This window comes from Actinopolymorpha singaporensis (genome assembly GCF_900104745.1).
In the GTDB taxonomy this organism is placed as follows: domain Bacteria; phylum Actinomycetota; class Actinomycetes; order Propionibacteriales; family Actinopolymorphaceae; genus Actinopolymorpha; species Actinopolymorpha singaporensis.
On the sequence record NZ_LT629732.1, the window covers coordinates 6,095,677 to 6,118,806 of the forward strand.

At 71.1% G+C, this 23,130-nt stretch carries 15 protein-coding genes; 5 read left to right on the top strand and 10 right to left on the bottom strand.

Annotated features, from left to right (window positions below):
* Window positions 1-144 precede the first annotated feature (144 nt).
* Window positions 145-723 (bottom strand): hypothetical protein, encoded by a 579-nt coding sequence (locus BLU27_RS27295; protein ID WP_092656514.1) that lies wholly within the window; start codon window positions 721-723, stop codon window positions 145-147.
* A 93-nt stretch (window positions 724-816) separates the two neighbouring features.
* Here BLU27_RS27295 and BLU27_RS27300 point away from each other — a divergent pair, with 93 nt between their 5' ends.
* Both BLU27_RS27300 and BLU27_RS27305 read left to right on the top strand, forming a co-directional pair.
* On the top strand, window positions 817-1,422 hold the full coding sequence (locus BLU27_RS27300; protein ID WP_092656515.1) for a hypothetical protein: 606 nt from the start codon (window positions 817-819) through the stop codon (window positions 1,420-1,422).
* A gap of 28 nt (window positions 1,423-1,450) precedes the next feature.
* Window positions 1,451-2,230, top strand: a complete 780-nt coding sequence (locus BLU27_RS27305) for an MgtC/SapB family protein (RefSeq protein WP_092656517.1) — start codon at window positions 1,451-1,453, stop codon at window positions 2,228-2,230.
* A gap of 16 nt (window positions 2,231-2,246) precedes the next feature.
* Here the strand turns inward: BLU27_RS27305 and BLU27_RS27310 are convergent, their stop codons facing one another.
* The 6 genes from BLU27_RS27310 to dnaK form a co-directional block, all read right to left on the bottom strand.
* Window positions 2,247-2,510 carry a UBP-type zinc finger domain-containing protein gene (locus tag BLU27_RS27310; RefSeq protein WP_092656519.1) on the bottom strand — a complete coding sequence of 88 codons (264 nt, stop codon included), beginning with the start codon at window positions 2,508-2,510 and terminating at the stop codon, window positions 2,247-2,249.
* A 61-nt stretch (window positions 2,511-2,571) separates the two neighbouring features.
* Complete coding sequence (gene clpB, locus BLU27_RS27315) at window positions 2,572-5,196, bottom strand: ATP-dependent chaperone ClpB (protein WP_241827670.1); 2,625 nt, start codon at window positions 5,194-5,196, stop codon at window positions 2,572-2,574.
* Entirely contained in the window at window positions 5,193-5,690 is a 498-nt protein-coding gene (locus BLU27_RS27320; RefSeq protein ID WP_092658387.1) for a chaperone modulator CbpM, read from the bottom strand. Before BLU27_RS27320 ends, clpB begins: the two co-directional genes overlap by 4 nt.
* Entirely contained in the window at window positions 5,690-6,751 is a 1,062-nt protein-coding gene (locus BLU27_RS30960) for a DnaJ C-terminal domain-containing protein (RefSeq protein WP_092656523.1), read from the bottom strand. Before BLU27_RS30960 ends, BLU27_RS27320 begins: the two co-directional genes overlap by 1 nt.
* Before the next feature lie 6 nt (window positions 6,752-6,757).
* Window positions 6,758-7,402, bottom strand: coding sequence for a nucleotide exchange factor GrpE (locus BLU27_RS27330; RefSeq protein WP_092656525.1), 645 nt, complete (start codon window positions 7,400-7,402; stop codon window positions 6,758-6,760).
* Between the two features lie 8 nt (window positions 7,403-7,410).
* Window positions 7,411-9,411, bottom strand: a complete 2,001-nt coding sequence (gene dnaK, locus BLU27_RS27335; RefSeq protein ID WP_092654846.1) for a molecular chaperone DnaK — start codon at window positions 9,409-9,411, stop codon at window positions 7,411-7,413.
* 326 nt (window positions 9,412-9,737) lie between these two features.
* Here dnaK and BLU27_RS27340 point away from each other — a divergent pair, with 326 nt between their 5' ends.
* Complete coding sequence (locus tag BLU27_RS27340) at window positions 9,738-10,373, top strand: DUF7144 family membrane protein (protein WP_157728824.1); 636 nt, start codon at window positions 9,738-9,740, stop codon at window positions 10,371-10,373.
* A gap of 134 nt (window positions 10,374-10,507) precedes the next feature.
* Here the strand turns inward: BLU27_RS27340 and BLU27_RS27345 are convergent, their stop codons facing one another.
* The 3 genes from BLU27_RS27345 to BLU27_RS27355 form a co-directional block, all read right to left on the bottom strand.
* Window positions 10,508-13,447, bottom strand: a complete 2,940-nt coding sequence (locus tag BLU27_RS27345) for a helix-turn-helix transcriptional regulator (RefSeq protein ID WP_092656529.1) — start codon at window positions 13,445-13,447, stop codon at window positions 10,508-10,510.
* Window positions 13,448-14,023: 576 nt separating this feature from the next.
* Window positions 14,024-16,450 (bottom strand): hypothetical protein, encoded by a 2,427-nt coding sequence (locus BLU27_RS27350; protein WP_092656530.1) that lies wholly within the window; start codon window positions 16,448-16,450, stop codon window positions 14,024-14,026.
* Complete coding sequence (locus BLU27_RS27355; protein ID WP_092656532.1) at window positions 16,447-17,286, bottom strand: hypothetical protein; 840 nt, start codon at window positions 17,284-17,286, stop codon at window positions 16,447-16,449. The genes BLU27_RS27350 and BLU27_RS27355 overlap by 4 nt, the downstream gene beginning before the upstream one ends.
* Before the next feature lie 329 nt (window positions 17,287-17,615).
* On the opposite strand from BLU27_RS27355, the gene BLU27_RS27360 reads away from it, so the two are divergent.
* Both BLU27_RS27360 and BLU27_RS27365 read left to right on the top strand, forming a co-directional pair.
* Window positions 17,616-19,070 carry a hypothetical protein gene (locus BLU27_RS27360; protein WP_092656534.1) on the top strand — a complete coding sequence of 485 codons (1,455 nt, stop codon included), beginning with the start codon at window positions 17,616-17,618 and terminating at the stop codon, window positions 19,068-19,070.
* Between the two features lie 191 nt (window positions 19,071-19,261).
* Window positions 19,262-23,083, top strand: coding sequence for a multifunctional oxoglutarate decarboxylase/oxoglutarate dehydrogenase thiamine pyrophosphate-binding subunit/dihydrolipoyllysine-residue succinyltransferase subunit (locus BLU27_RS27365; protein WP_092656536.1), 3,822 nt, complete (start codon window positions 19,262-19,264; stop codon window positions 23,081-23,083).
* Window positions 23,084-23,130: the final 47 nt, after the last annotated feature.

Genomic DNA, 23,130 nt, shown 5'->3' on the forward strand with positions numbered 1-23,130 from the left:
GATTCTTCGCCGTCCACGGCGTGGCCAGCGGCTGAGTTCCGGCGCGGGCGCACGCCGGCGGGGTGCCACCGGTGCGCTCACGCTGCTGCTCCGCCGGACGCCCACGCTTGCGAGCGGAGTGCGCTGAGATCGCCGGCGCTACCGTCATCGGGACAGTTTCGCTATGCCCAGCAGGGCTTCCGGCTTGCGGTCCGGGTCGCGGAACACGTAGCCGTCCCGCTTGCGGTCGTCCCGTCCCTCGTACTGGTGGACCACCTCGCGCAACTGCGCGGCGTCGTAGATCAGCAGCAGGTCGAGCCGGACCGGTACGCCGTGGACCGCGATCGAACTGTGGTAGAAGCCCCAGCTCATCGCCTCGAACAGCCGCATCCGCGGGGTGGCCCTGCGCCGGAAGGCGAACAGGTCGATGCGCTTGTTCTGGAGGTTGTCGTACCGGTCGCCTGCCCGGTCGGGGTCGTAGCGGTCGGTGCCGAGCCGGCAGACGATCTCGATCAGGTCGTCGACGGTCCGGCCCGGATGGTGCTGCGCGCCGATCCCGCGTACGACGACCGTGCGGCCGAGGAAAAGCTTGCGTAGCTCGGCGTCCACGACCCTGCCGACCGCTCGGTGGTCGGGCTCGGTGTCAACCCGGTATTGCGGTACGTCGATGTCGAACACCACGGGCCCGGACGCGGGACCCGACGGCACCCGGCCGTGGTCGCTGCGGTCGGCGGTGTCGCTCACCGGGACAGAATGCCCGAACCTCCCTCGACGGGGGGAGAGGTTTCCTTCCCGCGGGTAGGGCGGGCACGGCCCCGCACTGGGATCTTCGAGGTCATGAGTACATCCGTTGCCGTTCGTTCGAAGGTTCCCCACCTCTCCTCGCGGCTGCGCGCCGCCTGGCGCGCCGCTCACGACCCGGTTCCGGGAGTCCCCACCTGGGCCCGGATCGCCGCGTACGCCGTGCCGTTCACCGTGCTGCCGTCCGGCCTGTGGCGTATCAGCGTGGTGACGTTGCACCTGCCCATAGTCAGCACCACCCCGCGCGCCGGGCACACGCTGGGCATGCCGGACGAGGTGTACGTCGTGGTGTTGTCGGCCGTGTCCGAAGTACTGGCGTTCACCGCTGTCGGCCTGGTCGCCCGCTGGGGCGAGGTCTTTCCGTGGTGGGTCCCGGTACTTCGTGGCCGGCGGGTGCCGACAGCGGCCGCGGTCCTCCCCGCCGCCCTGGGCGCCACGGTGCTCACCGCGCTGTGGACCAAGGTGTTCGCCGGCCTGCCCGCCTCGCTGCGAGAGCCCGCACCTCCCGGCGACCCGATCGCCGAACACGGCTGGCGGCTGGTCGTCTTCGTCGGCAGCTACGCCCCGCTGCTGCTGTGGGGCCCGTTGCTGGCGGCCGTCACCTACGCGTACTGGCGGCGGCGAACCGGCCGATCCAGCTGAAACGGCCCGGTCCGATAGATTTGACCGGATGGTCGACGGTCACACGGTGTGGGTGCAGGTTCTGCTGGTTCTGGTGGCGTTCGCGCTGTCCTCGCTGATCGGGCTCGAACGCCAGATCCGGCAGAAGTCCGCGGGCCTGCGCACCCACGCGCTGGTCGGCATGGGATCGGCGTTGTTCATGGTGGTCAGCAAGTGGGGCTTCGCCGACGTACTCGGCCCGCACGTCTCGCTCGACCCCTCCCGGATCGCCGCCCAGATCGTGTCCGGCATCGGCTTCATCGGCGGTGGGCTGATCTTCGTCCGCCGCGACGCCGTACGCGGGCTCACCACGGCGTCGGTGGTCTGGGTGACCGCCGCCGTAGGTGCGGCCGCCGGTGCCGGCATGGTGGTCGTGGCCGTCGCGGCGACCGCGGCACACTTCGCGGTCATCGTCGGCTTCACCGCACTTGGCGGCCGGTTGCCGAGCGCCCGCGGCGCCGTTCAGCTCCGCATCGTCTACGCCAACGGCAGCGGCGCGTTCCGGCGTGCGCTGGTCGCCTGTACGAGCAGGGGTTTCGAGGTCGGTCAGGTGACGATCGAACGCGGTGACCTGCTGGCCGAGCCCGCCGACGAGGGGCGCGGCAACGGTCACCGGCGGGGCACTCCCGTCGACCGCGACGGTGGGGAGGACACGAACGCCCGGGCCGGCGACGTGGTGGTGGCCCTGCAGCTCTACGGCAGCGCGCCCGTGGCCGACCTCGCGGCACACCTCACCGAGGTGACCGGTGTGCGGTCGGTGCTGGTCGGTGCGGGCACCGAGGAGGAGTGACCACCGCCAAGCGACGTCAGACGAACTGCTCGTCGACGAAGCACCACCGCCAGTCCTCGCCCGGTTCGTACGACGCCACGATCGGGTGGTCGGTCTCGCCGGCGTGCGCGCGGGCGTGCCGCAGCGGCGAGGAGTCGCAGCAGCCGACGTGGCCGCAGGTCAGGCACAACCGCAGGTGCACCCACGGTGAGCCCAGCCGCAGACACTCCTCGCACCCGGTCGGTGTGCGGGGCTCGACCCCCTGGATCTGTTCCACATGTGGATCCAGCGTCCCCGGCATGTCGTTCCTCCGTTCCTCCGTCCCCCCCGTTCCTCCGTTTCCCCCGTTCTCCGTTCGGCGTTCAGGCGGCCTCGGCCCGTCTGGTTGGGGCGGGGTTGTGGTGGGTCACGGTGATCTCGCTGTTGTGGGTGTCGACGGTGATGACGGCGCCGTCGTGTATGTCTTCGGTGAGGAGGGTGCGGCCGATGCGGGTCTCGATTTCGCGGGAGATGAATCGTCGTAGGGGCCGGGCGCCGTAGACGGGGTCGAAGCCTTCCAGGGCGATCAGTCGGCGGGCTTGTTCGGTGACGTCGAGCCTGATCCGCCGGTCGGCCAGCCGTGCCCGTAGTTCGTCGAACATCAGGTCCACGATGCGTTCGATCTCGGTCTGTGTGAGTGGTTTGAACAACACGATCTCGTCGACCCGGTTGAGGAATTCCGGCCGGAACCGTGATCGCAGGTCGGCCATTACCCGTGCCCGGGCGTCGGGGGTGATCTGTCCGCCGGCGGTCGCGCCTTCGAGGAGGTATTCCGACCCGACGTTGGAGGTCATGATGACGACGGTGTTGCGGAAGTCGACCGTGCGGCCCTGGGCGTCGGTGAGGCGGCCGTCGTCGAGGACTTGCAGCAGCAGGTTGAACACGTCGGTGTGCGCCTTCTCGATCTCGTCGAACAGCACCACCGAGTACGGCTTGCGGCGGACCGCTTCGGTGAGCTGGCCGCCTTCCTCATAGCCGACGTATCCGGGTGGGGCGCCGACCAGGCGGCTCACCGTGTGGCGTTCTTGGTATTCGCTCATGTCGATGCGGACCATGTTGTCCTCGGTGTCGAACAGCGCGGCGGCGAGGGTCTTGGCCAGTTCGGTCTTGCCGACCCCGGTGGGGCCGAGGAAGATGAACGACCCGATCGGGCGGCGCGGGTCCTTGATCCCCGACCGGGCCCGGATCACCGCGTCCGCGACGAGCTGGACCGCCTCGTCCTGGCCGATCACCCGCTGGTGCAGTATCTGGTCCAGCATCAGCAGCTTCTCCCGTTCGCCTTCCTGCAACCGGCTCACCGGGATACCGGTCCAGCGGGAGACGATGGAGGCGATCTCCTCCTCGGTGACCACCTCCCGCAGCAGCCGCCGCTCGCCGAGCTTCTCACTCAGCTGCTCCTCCTCCGCGTGCAGCCGCCGTTCCAGCTCCGGCAGCCGGCCGTGGCGCAGTTCCGCGGCGCGGTTCAGGTCGTAGTCACGCTCGGCCTGCTCGGCGTCACGGCGTACCTGCTCGATCTCCTGCCGCAGCTCCTGCACCCGCCGCAGCGCCTGCCGTTCGGCCTCCCACTGCGCCCGCATCGCGTCGGTCTGCGCGTGCAGGTCCGCCAGCTCCTTACGCAGCTGTGCCAACCGGTCCTTGCTCGCGGCGTCGGACTCCTTGCTCAGCGCCGCCTCCTCGATCTCCAGCCGCCGCACCCGCCGGGTCAGCTCGTCCAGCTCGGCCGGCATCGAGTCGATCTCCGTGCGCAGCATCGCGCACGCCTCGTCGACCAGATCGATCGCCTTGTCGGGCAGGAACCGGTCGGAGATGTAGCGGTGGCTGAGCACGACAGCCGCCACCAAAGCCGCGTCCTGGATCCTCACCCCGTGGAACACCTCCAGCCGCTCACGCAGCCCGCGCAGGATGGAGATCGCGTCCTCCACCGACGGCTCGTCCACCATCACCGGCTGGAAACGGCGTTCCAAAGCGGCGTCCTTCTCCACGTTCTTGCGGTACTCCACCAGCGTGGTGGCGCCGATCATGTGCAGCTCACCGCGGGCCAGCATCGGCTTGAGCATGTTCCCCGCATCCATCGCACCCTCGGCCGCACCCGCACCCACCACGGTGTGCAACTCATCGACGAACAACAGGATCCGCCCCTGCGCGGCACGCACCTCGTTCAGCACCGCCTTCAGCCGCTCCTCGAACTCACCGCGATACTTCGCACCCGCCACCAGCGCACCCATGTCCAGCCCGAACACCACCTTGTTCCGCAGCCCCTCGGGCACATCCCCGTTGGCGATCCGCTGCGCCAGCCCCTCCACGATCGCGGTCTTCCCCACCCCCGGGTCACCCACCAGCACAGGGTTGTTCTTCGTCTTCCGCGACAGGATCTGCACCACCCGCCGGATCTCCCCATCCCGCCCGACCACCGGGTCCAGCCGGCCCGCCGCCGCATCAGCCACCAGATCCCGGCCGTACTTCTCCAACGCCTCATACGCCGCCTCCGGCTGCGCGGAGGTCACCCGCTGATTACCCCGGACCCGGGTCAGCACCGCAAGGAACCGGTCCCGCGACAGCCCCAGATCGTGCAACAACCTCCCCGCCGGGCTGGCCGGCCCCTCCTCCAGCAAAGCGACCACCAGATGCTCCACCGACACATACTCATCCTTCAGCCGCCTGGCCTCCCGATCCGCCGCATCCAGCAACCTCGACAGCCGCTGAGTCACATACACCTGCCCCGGCTCCACACCCGGCCCACTCACCCGCGGCCGGCGTTCCAGCTCCTCCTCCACCTGCTTACGCAACAGGTCCGGATCCACCCCCGCCTGCACCAACAACCGCGGCACCAGACCCTCTGGCTGGTCCAGCAACGACAGCAACAAATGCTCACCATCGACCTCGGTATGCCCAAACCGCAACGCGGCGGACTGCGCCTCCTGCAAAGCCTCCTGGCTCTTCTGAGTCAACCGGTTCGGGTCCACAAGCTGCCTCCATAACGTCGGGCCACAGACGACTGTCCGCGCCCACCGGATTTGGTGACCGTCCGCCTACCGGCACCAACAGTGCCAACGGTGCCAACAGGGTCAACGGTGTCAACGGGGTCAACGAAGGTAGACGGCTGCGGGGAGCGCCGCGGAAGGCGCACACCAGCCGCGCGTTCGGCCGCCTCCAGTTCCGCGATCCGGTCCAGCAGGTCCAGCACCACCCCGATCCCCGCATAGTTCAAACAAAACCCGGCCCGCAACCGCTCGATCCGCGCAGCACGGCCAACCTGAGCAGGCGCGAAATGCAGCCGCCCCGACGGGTCGGCATCCGCGTCCAACAAACCCAGCACCACCAGCCGGCGAACATGATCCGGATGCAGCCCCACCACCGCAGCGAACTCCTCCAACCCAAGATGCCCCTGCCCGCCAGGACGCCCCTCCCGCCGAACCCGCACACGCACCAGCGCAAACGACATCAGCCACCCCCTGCGCGTGGGGCGAACCCGGACGCCTGGGCCAGCTGCGACCACAACGTGCGTTCTTCCTCACTCGGGTGCGGCGGCACCATGATCCGCACCTGCGCGTAGACGTCACCCGGCCGGCCGCGTGGGTTCGGCATCCCCCGGCCCCGCAGCCGCAGCGACCGCCCGCTGGAGGTGCCCGGCGGCACCTTGACCTTCGCCTCACCGCCCGGGGTGTCAACCGCGACCGTCGCGCCAAGAGCCGCCTCCCACGGGGCAAGCGGCAGGTCCAGGTAAATGTCGCGGCCCCGCACCCGGTAACGCCGATGCGGCACAAGCCGCACAACGAGGTAGAGGTCACCGGGCGGGGCGCCGTCACTTCCCCGCCCGCCCTGGCCGGCCAGCCGGATCCGCTGCCCCTCGGTCACACCGGGCGGAACGTTCACCTCATACTGCCGGGCACCCCCCGGCCCCGACAACGTCACCGACCGGGGCCCACCCCGATACGCCTCCTCCACACTCAACGGCAACTCGGCCTCCTGGTCCGCACCCGGAATCGGGCCCCAGCCACGCCCGCCCCAACCAGCCCGACCAGCCCGCCCGGTCCCGGCGCGTCCGGCGCGTCCGCCGAACATGCCGCTGAGCAGATCCTCCAGATCGACCTCCTCCCCCTCCGCGCCACCGAACCCCTCGAACCCCTCAAACCCCTCGAACCCGCCGAACCCGCCGGCACCCCCGAACCCGCCTGCGCCGCGAGCCCCCGCACCCGCCCGGGCACGACCACCCGCCCGGGCCCGCGCCTGCGCCTGCGCCTGCGCCCGCGCCCAGGTGTCGGGGTCGACGTCGTCAGGCACCCGCCGAAAGTCCGCGCCGAACACGTCGTAGCGCTTACGCAGATCAGGATCCGACAGCACGTCGTAGGCCTCCGAAACGTCCTTGAACCGGTCTTCGGCACCAGGATCCTTGTTCACATCGGGATGGTTCTCCCGCGCCAGCCGCCGGTAAGCGCGCTGGATCTCCTCCCGGGTCGCCGTCCGGGGAACCCCGAGAACCTGGTAGAAGTCACGGTCAGCCATCCGCCCTCACGCCGCCTTCGTGGCCACCACCACACCCGCCGGCCGCAGCTGCCGCTCCCCCTCGCCATAACCCGGCCTCACCACGTCCAGCACCGTCCCCGCCGGCACCTCCGCACTGGGCACACTGGCCACCGCCTCATGCCGAGCCGGATCGAACACCGCACCCACCTCCTCGTCCTGACGCGGAAACCCCAGACCGGCAAGCACCCCGACCGCCTGCTCCAAAACCGCCCGAACCCCCTCCAGCAACGAGTCCTGCTCCCCCACCTGCGCACCGTGCGAACCCTGCGCGTGCGAACCCTGCGCGGCCTGCGCGTGCGAACCCTGCGCGTGCGAACCCTGCGCGTGCGAACTCTGCGCGGCCTGCGCGTGCGCCACCGCCCGGTCGAGGTTGTCCACCACCGGCAGCCACCGCGCCGCCAAACTCGCCGCCACCTCCGCACGCTGCCGGTCCAGCTCACGCACCTGCCGCTTGCGCTGGTTGTCCGCATCGGCCACAGCACGCCGCCACCGGTCCTCAAACTGCGCCACCCGCTCCTGCGCCTGAGCGAGCTCGTCACGAAGCTCGAAGTCCGCAGGCACACCCGTCTCGCCGGTCGCACCCGCCTCCGGGTCATGCGGGCGGCCTCGCGGAAGGTTCTGCTCGGTCATCACAACCCTCAGTCCGTGGTGAACTCCGCGTCGATCACGTCCTCGTCCTCGGCCGCTGCACGCTGCCCCGGCACACCCTGACCGCCAGGCCCACCACCAGGCCCACCACCAGGCCCACCACCAGGCCCACCGCCAGGTCCGCCGCCGGGTCCGCCACCGGGTCCGCCGGGTTCACCGCCTGGTCCGCCGCCGGGTCCGCCCGCTTGGCCACCAGCACCCGCGGCGCTCAGGCTGTGGTAGATCTGCTGCAGTTCACCGGTCAGCGACCGCAGCCGTTCCAGCGGAGCACTGTCGTCCTTGACCGCCTGGCGGGCATCGCCCAGCAGCAGCTGCGCCCGCGCCCGCTCATGCTCCGGTGCGGCGTCACCGAGCTCACCCAGCCGCCGTTCGACCTGGTAGGCCGCCGCGTCCAGACCGTTGCGGGCATCCACCACCTCCCGGATCCGGGCATCGTCGGCCCGGTACCGCTCGGCATCAGACACCATCCGGTCCACCTCGGACTTGTCCAGGTTGGAACTCTCACTGATAGTGATCCGCTGCTCGGCCCCGGTGTCCTTGTCACGCGCGGACACGTTCAAAATGCCGTTCGCGTCCACGTCGTAGGTCACCTCGACCTGCGGCTCACCACGCGGCGCCGGCCGGATGTTCTCCAGCCGGAACCTCCCCAGCACCCGGTTGTCACTGGCCCGCTCCCGCTCACCCTGCAACACCACCACATCCACCGCGGACTGGTTGTCCTCGGCCGTACTGAACGTCTCAGTACGCCGCGCCGGGATCGTCGTGTTGCGGTCCATCACCTTCGTCATCACCCCACCAAGGGTCTCGATCCCCAACGACAACGGCGTCACATCAAGCAGCACAACGTCCTTCATCTCCCCCTTCAGCACCGCCGCCTGGATCGCCGCGCCCAGCGCCACCACCTCATCAGGGTTGACCGTCATGTTCGGGTCCTTGCCACCCGTCATCCGCCGGACCAGGTTCTGCACCGCCGGCATCCGGGTCGCCCCACCAACCAGGATCACCTCATCGATATCGTCCGCGGTCACCTTCGCATCAGCCATCGCCTGCTCCACCGGCCCACGGCACCGTTCCACCAGATCACGGGTGATCTCCTCAAACGTCGACCGCATCAACGTCATGTTCAAATGCCTGGGCCCGGAAGCGTCAGCAGTGATGAACGGCAGATTGATCGTCGTCTGAGTAACCGAGGACAACTCGACCTTCGCCTTCTCCGCCGCCTCGAACAACCGCTGCAACGCCTGCGGATCCCGCCGCAGATCAATCCCGTCCGAACGCTGGAACTCCTCCGCCAGATAGTCCACCACCCGACGGTCGAAGTCGTCACCACCCAAATGCGTGTCACCCGCCGTGGCACGCACCTCCACCACCCCATCCCCCACATCGAGCAAGCTCACGTCGAACGTCCCACCACCCAGATCGAACACCAGGACCGTCTCATGCCCCTTCTTGTCCAGCCCGTACGCCAGCGCCGCCGCCGTCGGCTCATTGATGATCCGCAACACCTCAAGCCCCGCGATCCGCCCCGCATCCTTCGTCGCCTGACGCTGCGCATCATTGAAATACGCCGGCACCGTGATAACCGCCTCGTTCACCTTCTCCCCAAGAAACTTCGCCGCATCCTCGGCCAACTTGCGCAACACCAGCGCAGAAATCTCCTCCGGCGAATACAGCTTCCCGTGCACATCGAACCGCACCGCACCATCCGGCCCCGCCACCACATCAAACGACACCGCACGACTCTCGCTACCCACCTCCTCAAACCGCCGCCCGATGAACCGCTTCGCCGACGTGATCGTCCCCTTCGGATTCAAGATCGCCTGCCGCCGCGCCAACTGACCCACCAACCGCTCACCACCCTCGGTGAACGCCACCACCGAAGGCGTCGTCCGCTGCCCCTCCCCATTCGGAACCACAGTCGCCACACCATCCACCACCGCAGCAATCACCGAATTCGTCGTACCCAGATCGATACCAACCGCTTTCGCCATGGTGTCCGTCCTCACGTCGGGTCTCGATCCACAGTCTTCGCCGCCCACGCGGGCAGCGACAGACCCAGCGGCCGCAGTGGGATCCAAGTACCCGGCGGACCGGGACTCGCGGGCTGCTGGGCCCCTGCACGCCGGGACCTTCGGGTTCACCCGGATGGAGTGGCGCGGGCGGGCCCCTCGCCCCACAGGTGTCGAACGGCGTGACGGAAACGGCGGGCAGGAGTTCACCCGGTCCGGGTGAGGTCGCGGGCCGGGGTCTGCACGCAGCGTGGTGTGTGGACCCCTCCGTCGAACGGAGGGCGCGAACCACCAGGGGGTTATGGGCCATGACTGAACACGGCGACATGGGCACGCCGGCGCAGGAAGGGCGCGGGCAGGCCCAGCAGGCGCAGGGACAAGCCCAGCAGGTGCGGGGACAGGCACAGGGCCAGGCTCCGCAGGGTGCTCAGCAGGGGCGTGAGATGGGCCAGACCAGGCAGGCCGAAGCCCCGGCCACGGTGCCCCAGGCCCGCCGGTCCGCCGAGGCCGAGGCCGAGGCGCGAGGTGGCCGGCCCAGCACCATGCCCGAAGCAGCGGGGTACGGCATGGGCTGGATGGTCTATGCCGGAACGGTCCTGATCGTCCTGGGTTGCCTGCAGGCGATCTGGGGGTTCACCAGCCTGTTCAAGACGACCTACTTCCTGGTCGCCAGCAGCGGGCTGATCATCCCGTGGGGCTACACCGCCTGGGGATGGTTCCACATCGGGCTGGCCGCCCTGCTCGTGGTCACCGGTCTCGCGATCCTCGCGGGACAGACCTGGGCACGGTACGCCGGTATCGTGATCGCCTCCATCTCGTTGCTCGCGAACTTCCTTTCGCTCGCGGCGTTCCCGATCTGGTCGGCCATCCTGATCGCGGTCGACATCCTCGTCATCTACGGCCTGTCGGTGCACGGGCGGGACATGGCGATGTTGCGCGAGTGACCGGAGCGAGCGACACCCGAAGCACCATCAGGCAACGGGACGGCGCCGGGAAACCGGAACCGTCCCGGTTTGCCGTGTGCATGGATGGTCTTCTTGGATGTTCGGCCGGTGTTGTTTCGTGGGGAGCGCGTCGGTCAGCGGAGCAGGTCGATCTGGAGGGCGCGGGCGATCGCCTCCCGCCGCGAGGTCACCCCGAGTTTGCGGTAGAGCGTGCGCAAGTGTGACTTGACAGTGTTCACCGACAGGCACAGGTCCTGCGCTATCTCCTCGTTCGTCAGGTGCGAGGGAAGGTAGCGCAGGACGGCGCGTTCGCTCGCGGTGAGCCGGATCGCCTGCTCGGTCGACCTGGCCTTCCAGCCGGCCGCCGGGGCCACGTCGAACCGGTGCAGCAGCGCGCTTCGGAACGCCGCGTGCCGGCCCTCCGGTGCCACCACCACCGTGAGAAGCGCGCGCACTCCCCGGCCCGCGTCCAGGAAGACCCGGACCAGGTAGTCGCGCTCGGCCAGTGCCAGCGCGCGTTCGAGATACTCACCGGCAGGCGCCTGCTCACCCAGCCGGCGCTGCGCGGTCGCCGCGACGAGCAGGGCGGCCACGGTGTCGAGCGGGCGCGCGGGAGCCCGGTCGGCATCCAGGCAGGGCGCCACCGCGGTGAGTGCGCCAGCGGGATCACCGGCCGCCAGCAGGGTGCGTCCCTCGGCAACCAGTACGGCGGGCGGTGGGCCGGCCGCGGCGCCACCGGCCGAGGTGTCTCCGGCCGAGGTGTCTCCGGCCGAGGTGTCTCCGGCCGAGATGTCTCTGGCCGGGCCCGGATCGCGGCGCAGCCCGGCGAGCAGTTCGGTCGCCCGCTCGGTGGCTCCTTCGTGGGTGGAGATCTCCGCCTCGAGCAGCGTGGCCGCCTGGTCGACCACCGGGTGCAGCCGGCCGGCGGCGTCCCTGGTGGCGGCGAGTTCGGTGCGCGCGGAGCCGAGGTCGCCCCGGTAGAGCAGGGCCCGGGCGCGCAGCACCCCGAGCAGGTCGCCCAGCGGCGGATCGGCGGGATCCGCAGCGGCCACCACACCCGTCGAGTCGATCCGTTGGGCCGGATCGCCGGGATCGGCCGGAACAGCCGGATCGACCGGAACAGCCGGATCGGCCGGATCGGCCGGATCGGCCCTGTTCGTGTCGTCTCGCTCCCTCGTGGGCCCTGGCGTGTCTGCAGCGCCGATCCGGGTTCCCTCGTGGCGGTGATGTTCGAGGAGCACCCAGGCCTGGTCCAGCCTGTCCCGTTCGAGTTCGATCGCGGCGCGGGCCAGATCTCGTACGAGCGGAGAGCCGGTCCGGGCCTCGCGGGCCCGCTCACCGGACGGACCCGCGTCCGCACCGGCGGGCCGGATCTGCGGCGCGGACGGCGCTTCCCCGCCTCGGTCAACTCCCGCGCGCAGCACCTGCTCGGCCGCCGCCAACCGGCCCTCCAGGGCGTTCAGCAGGGCCAGCCAGTCGCGCGCGTGCCCCTCCCATCGGCGTAGCCCACCGGTGGTCAACCGGCCGAGGGCCTGCGCGAACGCCTCCTTCGCCTCGGGCAGGGCGCCGCGCCAGAGCTCGGCCACCCCCACCCAGTACGCCAGCGCCCCCACCTCGGCCTGCCGGTCCGCGGCGACGCCGGCCGTGCGCGCCCGGTCGAGGAGTTCGCGTCCGCGCGCCACGTCCGGGCGAGTGACCCGGCCGCGCAGGCAGGTCTGGCGTAGCCGCAACTGGGCGGTGCGCAGCAGGCGGACGAACGCCTGCAGCTCGTCGGCGCCGTCCGCCGGCCGCGCCTCCTCGGCCAGCCGGAGCAGGGCCTCCGCGCCGTCCGCGTCCCCCGCGTTCAGCCGTACGTGAGCGCAGGCGGCGGCCAGGTCGGCGTGCGCGGCGACGGCCTCCGCGGGGACCGAGGCCAGCAGCGGTTCGAGCTCGGCGCCCTCACCGTTGGCGAAGACGCGGCTGCCGTCCCGGCCGAGGACCTCGCCGGCGAGCACCCAGTCGCGTGCCGCCACCGCGCAGCGCACCGCGCCCGCCACCATTCCCGCACCCGCGTACCACCGCGCCGCCCGGCACCGCAGCTCCGGCTCCTGCCCCGGCCGCTCCCGCCCGAGCCGGTACGCCAGGAACTCCCGCAGCAGCGGCGCGTACCTGAACCACACCCGCCCGGAGCCGACGCCGTTCACCAGGGCGTTGTCCCGGTCCAGTGCCTCCAGCGTCAGGGCGCCGTCGCGCTCACCCGTCATCGCGTCGGCGAGGTCGCCGCACACCGGCTCGACCAGGCAGGTCGCCAACAGGAACTCCCGGGCCAGCGGCGGTTGCGGGCGCATGAGCTCGTCGTCGAGGTACCCGGCGACCAAGGGCTGGTCGCCGGTGAAGCCCGTCAGGTCCCGGCCCGCGGCCGGCTGAGTTTGCCACCACAGGGCAGCCAGCCGGAGACCGGCCGTCCAGCCCTCGGTACGTCGCCACACCTGGGTCGCCTGGGCGTCGTCGGCCTGTACGCCGTACGCCGCCAGCAGGTCGACGGCCTCCTCGCGGGTGTAGGCCAGGTCGGCCGAGCCGAGGTCGGCGAGTTCGCCCGCCACCCGCAGCCGGGCCAGCGGAAGCGCCGGCTGCCCACGCCCGGCGAGCACCAGCCGCAGGCCTGCCGGACCGTGCTGGAGCACCGTCTCCAGTCCGGCCAGCAGCCGCCAGTCGGTGATCTCGTGCGCCTGGTCCACGATCAGGACGACGGGTTCGCGCAGCCTGCCCACCGCGTCCAGGAACCGCCGCGGGAACTCCTCACCGCCCAGGTCCGCCGCGCCGAGGTCGGCGAGGAGCGCCGCATCCTCCGCACCGCACGCGCGGCGCAGGGACTCCACGACGTACGCCCAGAAGAACTTCGGCTCGTTGTCACCTCTGTCGAACGAAACCCAGGCCGCCCGCTGGTTGGCCGACCAGCGCAGCCACGAGGCGAGCAACATCGTCTTGCCGGTACCGGCGGAGGCGTTCACGACGGTCACCCGGTGCTCCACCGCAGCGGTCAGCGCCGCGAACAGCCGGGGGCGCGGCAGCACCGGCACCGTCGGCACGGGCACCGTCACCTTGGCGTCAAGGAAGCCTTGCGCCGCCGGAGCGGGCGCACGGCGCGCTTGTGGGATCAGTGACGGTGTCGAGGAACCCACGCCGCCCATCTCGGACCTCGCAGGCATTACCTCTCCACCTCCGCCCCCGGGCGCGCGGGCTGTTCACCCCGTGCGGGCGACAGCCGACCGAACTTCTTCGACTATGGCCCGCGACCGCCGGGTCCCGCGCCTTTTTCACATTGTTGACCAGAGGGCGGACCGGACTGGAAAGACGATCAGCAATTGTTCGAGAAAGGACAGCACGCGACAATTCGGGTCCGATCGGCGGTGATGCCTGCCATCACTCCGAATCACCTTGCCTGCAAGGGAATCTCCTGTTCTGGGCAGTCCGGACGAAGGCCGGGGACCCGTCGGACTTTCCGGAAGGCAATTGTCGGACCAGCGTTAATCGATGACTGAGATGTCGGAAGGATCACGGAAATTCTCATGTTTCGGCTTGGGTGGTTATTGCGCGGAAGAATTCCCAACCGTCGCCGGGCCTCAGGGTGTGAAACCGGCCGGGGTTGCCGACCACCCGGGTAAGGAGCCTCAGCCGGGCCGCTCGCCGTCCCGGTTCGGCCGGCGCCGGAACATCCCTTCCCAGCGCTCACGCGGCAGGCGACCTTCGCGCGCGGACTGCTCGCCCGGCGACCCAGGTTCCTCGTCCTCCCAGCGACCCTCGTCGGCCGGCTGGTCTCCCCGCACCGAGGGATCGTCGTGCACCACACGGTCGTCCCGCACGAAGGGATCGTCGCGCATGAACGGATCCTCGCGCACCAAGGGATCGTCGCGCGCCGGGGGATCCTCCGGAAGGAGGTGCTCGCCGGGGAGGACCGCCCCACCGGCAGTCGCGCTCGGAACGCCCGGGGGACGCGGCAGCCCGGGCGGTTCGGCCACGTCACGACCGGCGAGCGCCGCCACGTCCGGCAGCCCGGTGGGCCGGGCCAGCCGCGCGCGGAGTTCCTCGCCGACCCGGGCACCGATCTCGTCGGCCCGGAACTCCTGCCGGCGAAGCGATGTCGTCGCGTCGCGTTGTTCCTGGGAGAGTTCGGGTCCGCAGTCGCCCAGCCGCGGGCTGCCCGGGTCGCGGGGGTCGACGAGCACGAACGCCGTCGGCGACAGCGACTGCAGGAACGCCGGCTCCACACTGAACTCGTACACCCGCTGGTAGCCCATCGCCTGGCCCTCGGTGCTGCCGGACTGCTCCGACCGGCTGGTTCCGGTGGTCGCGGACGTACTCCGCCCGGTGGACGTCGACGACTGGTCCATCCTGGTGCGGGCGCCGGAGTCGTGCGGAAAGTCCATCAGCGCGCCGTAGTGGTACTCCCGGCTGCGCGACCACTGCCGCCCACTGGTCTTCGCCTGCTGGTCGCTCACGCTGTCTGCCCGGGACGTGCCCACCGTCGTGGCCAGGCTGGCGCTGCGCGACACGGTGAACTGGCTGAGCACCAGCCGGTGGTCGCGGCCGATGAACGCCGCGGCCTGTTCGGCCTCGCGCGCGTTGCCGAGCCGCAGGAACATCACCGCCTCTCCGCCGCCGAGCACCTCGACCGCGTCCTCGCGCAGGTGGCGGAAGAGCAGCACGAGGCGGACACCACGCCGGCGGGCCAGCCGGTCTAAGCGTTCGATGTGCGTACGACGGAACCGATCCGCGCCGACCAGCGCCACCACCTGGCCGGAGACGTCCTCCTCGCCGCGCAGGCGGTACAGCAGCACCTGGAACACGACGTGGGCGAGCAGGTCGCCGGCAAGGTCGCCGACGCGTTCGGACAGCTCCCAGACCTTCAGGCCAGGACGCGCGGCCGCGTCGGGCGGCGACGTCGATCGGGACCTCAGCCGGTCCTCGGGCCCGGCTTCGGCGTCGGAACCGGTGCCGGAACCTGCATCGGTGCCGACATCGGTTCCGGTGCCGGCCAGGGACTTGGACTCCAGCGCCGCGAGCCGCCGCAACGCCGCGGCCAGCCGGAACAACCGGGCCTCGGTGGACCGCCGGGCACCCTCGCCCAGCAGGCCGGCCAGCCGGGCGTACTCCTCCTGCGTCAGCTGCGGCGGGCACGGCTCCTGGTGGGCGACCACCCGTACCGCCGCGTGCAGGCGGGTGAAGTTCAGCGAGCCCTGCAGGCAGGCACAGACCTGCTCGACCAGGGTGGCGTCCAGCGTGCGGTCGCCGCCCGGGGCTCGTTCGCGTTCGGTCACGTGCACCGCCTCCGCGACGACGCCACCGACATCCTCCGCGGACAGGCCGCCGAGCAGGTCGAGGGCGGCGAGGCCGTCCGGAAGCAGGACCGCCTCGACCGACCGGTGATCCTCGCGCGCCTTCTTCGTCACCGGATGAGCGATCCCGTCCTGGGAGAGGTCCACGACGGTGACCTGGGCGCCGGTGTCCAGCAGCGATCCCGCCACGCTCAGCAGCAACGCGCCCGCGCCCTCGGGGTCGCCGCCGTAGACGTCGACGCGGTGAGTGGTCACCGGCCGCAGCGGCTCCCAGTGCTGGGGGCGTTCGGTGGCCGACCGTACGCGGTCGTGTTCTGCCCGGCGGCGCGCCCACTCACGGGTCTGGGCGAGCACCGGACCCTGGTCGGCGAGAACGGAGCGCCGCCAGCGGCGGTAGCGCAGGTCGCTCCACCACGGCAGGACGAACGGGCGGACGGTGAAGTAGCCGACGACCGCCGTGCCCGCGCCGAGCGTCCCGGTCGTCCAGTGCCCGGCGTCGCCGGTCAGCGCGGTGGACATCCAGGTCGCACCTCCGCACAAGGCGAGCCCGCAGACCCGGCGTACGTGCGACCACCAGCCCAGCGGGGTGCGGTCGCGGCGACCGGCCAGCCTGGTCAGCCACGGCGCGTCGGCAGGTGGCAGCCCGGGCGGCTGGTCGGCGAACGGCTGCGGCGGGGCGACCTCCGGTGCCCGCAGCTCCCACCCCCACCGCTCGCCGGTCCCCTCCGTGGGACCCGGCTCCCGCGGTGCTCCGACCGTCACCGGTCCGCGCCCCTGTCGGCGCCGCCCCTGTCGCCGCCGCCCCTGTCGGCGCCCTCCGGCCGGGGCGGCCAGTCGGCGAACAACCCGGCGCCCGAACCCAGCTCGGCCAGCTCGCGTTCGGCGCGGGCCGACTCCTCGGCCGCGATCCGGCCGCGTTCGTCCCGCTCGGCGTCGTCGGCCGGGGCGAACCTGCGCGCACATCCACGGCAGTGCAGTACGCCGTACGCCGACCACTCGCCGCAGCCGCGGCAGTGACGGGCCTCCAGCCAGGTACGGCGTTCCTCGATCACCTGCCGGAGGGCGACCGCGCGTTCCCAGCGTTCGCGGCTTCGCGCCAGCACCCGGGACAGGTCCGCGTCGGGCACCGTCCGGCCACCTGCCGACCGCACGGCGTCCACCACGCGGCGCAGCGCTCGGCGGGCCCGGATCGAGGCCGCCGACTCCGGCCCCACGGTGACCACCAGCGGGTACCACCCGAGGACCACCAGCAGCAGCGAGTCACCCCCCGGATGTCGCCACTGCCGGCGCAGCACCGGGAGCCCGGGCTCGGCGTCGGCCTCGGCGTTGACGACCTGCCACGTGCGATCGCCCCGGCCGGCCCGGATCTCGCCGCCGTCGTCACCGTCGCCGTCGGCCTGGCCGTGCACCGCGCGGTCGAAAAGTTCGCGGTGGCGCTCGTCCAGGTGGGGAACGGGCAGCACCAGATGGGCGTACGAACGCCCGACCCACGGCTTGCGGGCGGACTCCCGGTCGGCGTCGGCGGCGTTCGGGCGAAGCGCGCGCGGTATGCCGGACGACCGGCCGCGCGCCGGCGTGTTGGCCACCCCGGTCCACATCCGCCTCACCCCGTGACCAAGCCGACCGTCGGGCCGGGGCGGCGGCCTGGCCGGCCGATGAAGCGCCGGGCCCGACGGGGAGGAACTTTTGCACAAGGTACCCCGATTTCGTCCGGGACGAGGCGTATGACCGGCGCGCCGGGAGACCGGTCGCGGGGCTGCCGAGGAGCCGGTCGGCCCTCGCGCCGGTCGGGTCGGACCCGGGCCGCGAGGGGATCGGGAGCGACTCCGAGGCGGCTTGACAGCGGGTCACACGTGTTGAAGGCTGCCCGGGACCAAGCGGTCGAACCTTCGCAATCCAACAGCTCCGCAGGTGGGAGGAACGTTCGATGAAGGACGTCCAGAAGGGCCGGAAGTCATGGCTGGAGCGGCTCACCTCGCCGCCTGAGGACAGCGAGGACAACGAGCAGTACGACGACCAGACCCAGGCGTTCCACCCGTTCCCTACGGACGACGGCCGGCGTGACCGCGACGCGGACGACGAGCGTCCGGACGAGCACGCCGGCCAGGACTACTCCCCCGAGCACGGGCGGCGTCCCGAGCAGGGCCAGGACCCGGAGCGCACCGAGCGCACCGAGCGCACCGAGCGCACCGAGCGCCCGGCGTTCGGTGCCGGCCCGCACCAGCAGGGGGCACGGGTCGCCGGTGTCGAGGGCAGGCAGCCGGACGACTTCGACGCGGCGTTCGCCCCGCGCGGGCTCCGCACTCCACCGAGCGACTTCCGCACCGGGCCGCTGGAGCGCGCTCGCGTCATGGGCCGGTCCGCCCAGGCGCCGGGTCCGTTCCGCCCCGACGCCGGCGACACCGCGACGCCCGAGCGGCACGGGTTCCGGCGCAACCAGCCCGGCACGCAGGGCGAGCCTGCCTGGGGCGGTGAGCCACCGCACACCACCGACGGCGGCGCGTTCGGGCGGCACGGCGCCGACCGGCCCGAGACCGGCCGGCGCGAGGCCGACAGGCCCGAGGCCAACCGGCCCGACGTCGAGCGCCCGGACCTGGTCCGACAGGACACCGACCAGCCGGACACCGACCGGCCGGACACCGACCGTCCGGCGACCGACGAGGACACCGGGCTGGGCGGCAAGCCGCAGGGGGACGCTCCGGCGGACCGCGAGCAGGAGGTCGGTGAGGTGGCCGAGGGGCCGTTCACCGGCCGGGCGGAGTCGCCCGAGGCCGATGGACGCGAGCGCGACGACCGGTTCAGGCATGAACACGACTCCGCGTCGGCGGAGGAGGTTCCGGCCCGCGATCACCAGGACGGCCCGGACATTTCGGACAGCCAGAACGAGTCGGACAGGGAGGCTGTCCTCGCTCTCCCGGACAGGTCTGCCGGTCCGAACGACTCGCTCGCCTCGGAGGAGTCGGCCCGCCGGCCCGGCGACCGTGCCCAAGCGGAACACGACGACGTGGTTCGGAGCGACCGCGACCTGGCCGAGGTGCCCGCAGGCGATACATCGGGCACGAACGCCCCGGCGACCGGCCGTGACGAGTGGGACGCTGCCGAACGCCGGCGCCGGATCGACGATCTCCAGCAGCGGTGGCTGGACGCCCAGGCCAAGCTTCTGGACGACCCTCGCGACGCCGCACACGAGGCCGGTCTGCTCGTCGGCGAGGCCATGGTGTTCGTGACCTCGACGTTCACCGAGCACCGCGACCGGATCGAGCGCGACTGGCGCGACGCCGCCGATCTCGGCACCGACGAGCTACTGTCGATCATGCGCCGTTACCGCAGCTTGTTCCGGTCTGTCCTGGCGGCCTCGGAGCTTCCCGAAGACCGCCGCTGACCTGGGGCGAGACCCGCTTCGACAACACCGTGTGGGCGGCCGCCCACACGGTGTTGTCGGCCGTGGTCCGGCTCGTAACCAAAACCCCTGCTCCGGGACCAACGGAGTTGAACTCGGCGACTAGGCTTGGTTCCCGGAAGCCGAACAATCGGTCCAAACGATCATGGTGAGCGGAAGAGGCGATCAACGCCGTGGCGTCCCAGTCCTCGCACAACGACCCGCTGTCCCAGTTCGGGACGAACGAGTGGCTCGTCGACGAGATGTACCAGCGCTACCTGAACGACCCTGATTCCGTGGACAAGGCCTGGCTGGCCTTCTTCCGCGACTACCAGCCCGACCGCAACGGCAGTGGCGCCGACGCGGGCACGGGCGGTGCCTCGGCGAAGGCCAAGGGGTCCGGTGGCGCGTCCGGGACGAACGGCACCTCCGCCGTACCCAGCCGGTCCGGCTCCGGGAAGCAGGTGGCGTCCGGCCAGCCGAAGGCGGCCGCTCCGGCCAAGCAGGCTCCCGCCAAGACCGCCCCCGCCAGGCCCGCTCCGGAGAAGTCCGCGCCGAGCAAGGCCCCTTCCGCCAAGACCGCCCCCGCCAAGCCGGCCCCGGGCAAGCCCACTCCCGCCAGGCCCGCGCCCGGCAGGCCCGCCGCCCCGGCGGAGGAGACGAAGGCAGCCGAGCCGGAGCTCGTCCCGCTGCGCGGCGCCGCCGCCCGCACGGCCAAGAACATGGACGAGAGCCTCACCGTCCCGACCGCGACCAGCGTGCGCCAGGTGCCGGTGAAGCTGCTCATCGACAACCGCATCGTCATCAACAACCACCTCGCCCGGTCCCGCGGCGGCAAGGTCAGTTTCACCCACATCATCGGCTACGCGATCGCCAAGGCGGTCCGCTCGATGCCGGAGATGAACCACGGCTACACCGAGGTCGACGGCAAGCCGACCCTGGTCAAGCCGCCTCACCTCGCCCTCGGCCTGGCGATCGACATCCAGAAGCCGGACGGCACCCGGCAGTTGCTGGTCCCCAACATCAAGGCCGCGGAGACGCTCGACTTCGCGTCGTTCTGGAGCGCCTACGAGGACGTCGTACGCCGCGCACGGAACAACAAGCTCACCGTCGAGGACTTCCGGGGCACCTCGATCAGCCTCACCAACCCGGGCACGATCGGCACCAGCCACTCGGTCCCGCGGCTGATGGCCGGGCAGGGCGCGATCATCGGCGTGGGCGCGATGGAGTACCCCGCCGCCTACCAGGGCGCCGCCGAGGAGACGATGAACCGTCTCGCGGTGAGCAAGGTGATGACGCTCACCTCGACCTACGACCACCGGGTGATCCAGGGTGCGCAGTCCGGTGAGTTCCTCCGGCGGGTGCACCAGCTGCTGCTGGGCGACGAGGACTTCTACGACGAGATCTTCGCCGCGCTGCGGATCCCGTACGAGCCGGTGCGCTGGGTGTCGGACATCCCGACCTCGCACGACGACGAGATCGGCAAGCAGGCCCGGGTGCTGGAGCTCATCCACGCCTACCGCGTGCGCGGCCACCTGATCGCCGACACCGACCCGCTGGACTACAGGGTCCGCCGGCACGAGGACCTCGACGTGGTGACCCACGGCCTGACGCTGTGGGACCTCGACCGCGAGTTCGCCACCGGCAGCTTCGGCGGCGGCAAGCGGTTCATGATGCTGCGGCACATCCTGGGGCTGCTGCGCGACGCCTACTCCCGCACCGTCGGCATCGAGTACATGCACATGCAGGAGCCGGACGAGCGGCGGTGGATCCAGGACCGCGTGGAGCGTCCCCAGGACCGGCTGCCGCAGCAGGAGCAGCTGCGCATCCTGTCCAAGCTCAACCAGGCCGAGGCGTTCGAGACCTTCCTGCAGACGAAGTACGTCGGCCAGCGGCGGTTCAGCCTGGAGGGCGGCGAGTCGGCGATCGCGCTGCTGGACGAGGTGTGCGAGCAGGCTGCGATGGCGGGCCTGGACGAGGTCACCATCGGCATGGCCCACCGCGGCCGGCTCAACGTCCTGGCCAACATCGCCGGCAAGCGGGCCGCGCACATCTTCCGCGAGTTCGAGGGCAACATCGACCCGCGGACGATCCAGGGCTCCGGCGACGTGAAGTACCACCTCGGCGCGGAGGGCGAGTTCACCGCGGACAGTGGCGCCAAGATCAAGGTGTCGGTGGCCGCGAACCCCTCCCACCTGGAGGCCGTCGACCCGGTGCTGGAGGGCATCGCCCGGGCCAAGCAGGACATCCTCAACCGCGGCCTGGAGTTCCCGGTGCTGCCGCTGCTCGTGCACGGCGACGCGGCGTTCGCCGGGCAGGGCGTGGTGGCGGAGACGCTCAACCTCTCCCAGCTGCGCGGCTACCGCACCGGCGGGACGATCCACGTCATCGTCAACAACCAGGTCGGCTTCACCACCTCGCCCACGGCGTCGCGCTCCTCGACCTACTGCACCGACGTCGCGCGGATGATCCAGGCGCCGATCTTCCACGTCAACGGCGACGACCCCGAGGCGTGCATCCGGGTGGCCCGGCTGGCGTTCGAGTACCGCCAGACGTTCCACAAGGACGTCGTGATCGACGTCATCTGCTACCGCCGCCGTGGGCACAACGAGACCGACGACCCGTCGTTCACGCAGCCGAAGATGTACGACCTGATCGAGGGCAAGCGCTCGGTCCGCAAGCTCTACACCGAGGCCCTGATCGGGCGCGGCGACATCTCCGTGGAGGAGGCCGAGCAGGCCCTCCGCGACTACCAGGAGCGCCTGGAGCGGGTGTTCGCCGAGGTGCGGGCCGCCAAGAACGCGCCGTCGGACGACTACTTCACCGCCCCGGACTATCCCGAGAAGCCGGCCGCCGAGGCGGACACCTCGGTGTCGCTGGAGACGCTGAAGCGGATCGCGGACGCGCACGTGTCCACGCCGGAGGGGTTCACCGTCCACCCGAAGGTGCTGCCGCAGCTGCAGCGCCGGGCGGCGGCGATCACCGACGGCCCGATCGACTGGGCCACCGCGGAGATCATCGCGTTCGGCTCCCTGCTGATGGCGGGCCGGCCGGTCCGGCTGGCCGGTCAGGACAGCCGGCGAGGCACGTTCGTCCAGCGGTTCGCCACCATCGTCGACCGGCACACCAGCGAGGAGTGGACACCGCTCCAGCACCTCGACGAGGACCAGGGGCCGTTCTACATCTACGACTCGCTGCTCAGCGAGTTCGCCGCGATGGGCTTCGAGTACGGCTACTCCGTGGCCCGCCCGGACGCTCTGGTGCTGTGGGAGGCGCAGTTCGGCGACTTCCACAACGGCGCCCAGACGATCATCGACGAGTTCATCTCCGCCGGTGAGGCCAAGTGGGGCCAGCTGTCCGGCGTCGTGCTGCTGCTGCCGCACGGATACGAAGGCCAGGGCCCCGACCACTCCTCCGGCCGGATCGAGCGGTTCCTGCAGCTCGCCTCGGGCGACTCGATGACCGTCGCCCAGCCGTCCTCACCGGTCAACTACTTCCACCTGCTCCGCTGGCACAGCCTGGGCGCGGTGCACCGTCCGATGGTCGTCTTCACCCCGAAGTCGATGCTGCGCAGCAAGGCGGCCACCAGCAAGCCGGAAGAGTTCACCAGGGGCCGGTTCCTCCCGGTGATCGGCGACGACACCGTGGACCCGGGCAACGTCGACCGGGTCGTCATGTGTTCGGGCAAGATCGCCTGGGAGCTGCTCGCCGAGCGCAAGCGGCGCGAGGGTGCCGAGCCGCGCACCGCGATCGTCCGGGTGGAGCAGCTGAGTCCCCTCCCGGCCGAGGCGCTGCGGGCAGAGCTCGCGAAGTTCGACGGTGCCCGCGAGCTGGTGTGGGCCCAGGACGAGCCGGCGAACCAGGGCGCCTGGCCACACATGGCGCTCAACTTCTTCCCCCAGCTCGGCCAGTCCGTACGTCTCGCGGCCCGGCCCGCCTCGGCGGCGCCGGCCGTCGGCTCGGGCGCGGTGCACAAGACCGAGCAGGCTGCGTTGTTGGACAGCGTGTTCGCCTGAGCCGCCGGGCACCACACCCGCGAAGTTCGCAGACCGGAGTTCGTAGC

Bases quoted from the DNA above. Each gene is read 5' to 3' on its own strand.
- BLU27_RS27300 (WP_092656515.1), top strand. From the start codon at position 817: ATGAGTACATCCGTTGCCGTTCGTTCGAAGGTTCCCCACCTCTCCTCG.
- BLU27_RS27305 (WP_092656517.1), top strand. From the start codon at position 1,451: ATGGTCGACGGTCACACGGTGTGGGTGCAGGTTCTGCTGGTTCTGGTG.
- BLU27_RS27310 (WP_092656519.1), bottom strand. From the start codon at position 2,510: ATGCCGGGGACGCTGGATCCACATGTGGAACAGATCCAGGGGGTCGAG.
- BLU27_RS27320 (WP_092658387.1), bottom strand. From the start codon at position 5,690: ATGTCGTTTGCGCTGGTGCGTGTGCGGGTTCGGCGGGAGGGGCGTCCT.
- BLU27_RS30960 (WP_092656523.1), bottom strand. From the start codon at position 6,751: ATGGCTGACCGTGACTTCTACCAGGTTCTCGGGGTTCCCCGGACGGCG.
- BLU27_RS27330 (WP_092656525.1), bottom strand. From the start codon at position 7,402: ATGACCGAGCAGAACCTTCCGCGAGGCCGCCCGCATGACCCGGAGGCG.
- dnaK (WP_092654846.1), bottom strand. From the start codon at position 9,411: ATGGCGAAAGCGGTTGGTATCGATCTGGGTACGACGAATTCGGTGATT.
- BLU27_RS27340 (WP_157728824.1), top strand. From the start codon at position 9,738: ATGACTGAACACGGCGACATGGGCACGCCGGCGCAGGAAGGGCGCGGG.
- BLU27_RS27355 (WP_092656532.1), bottom strand. From the start codon at position 17,286: ATGTGGACCGGGGTGGCCAACACGCCGGCGCGCGGCCGGTCGTCCGGC.
- BLU27_RS27360 (WP_092656534.1), top strand. From the start codon at position 17,616: ATGAAGGACGTCCAGAAGGGCCGGAAGTCATGGCTGGAGCGGCTCACC.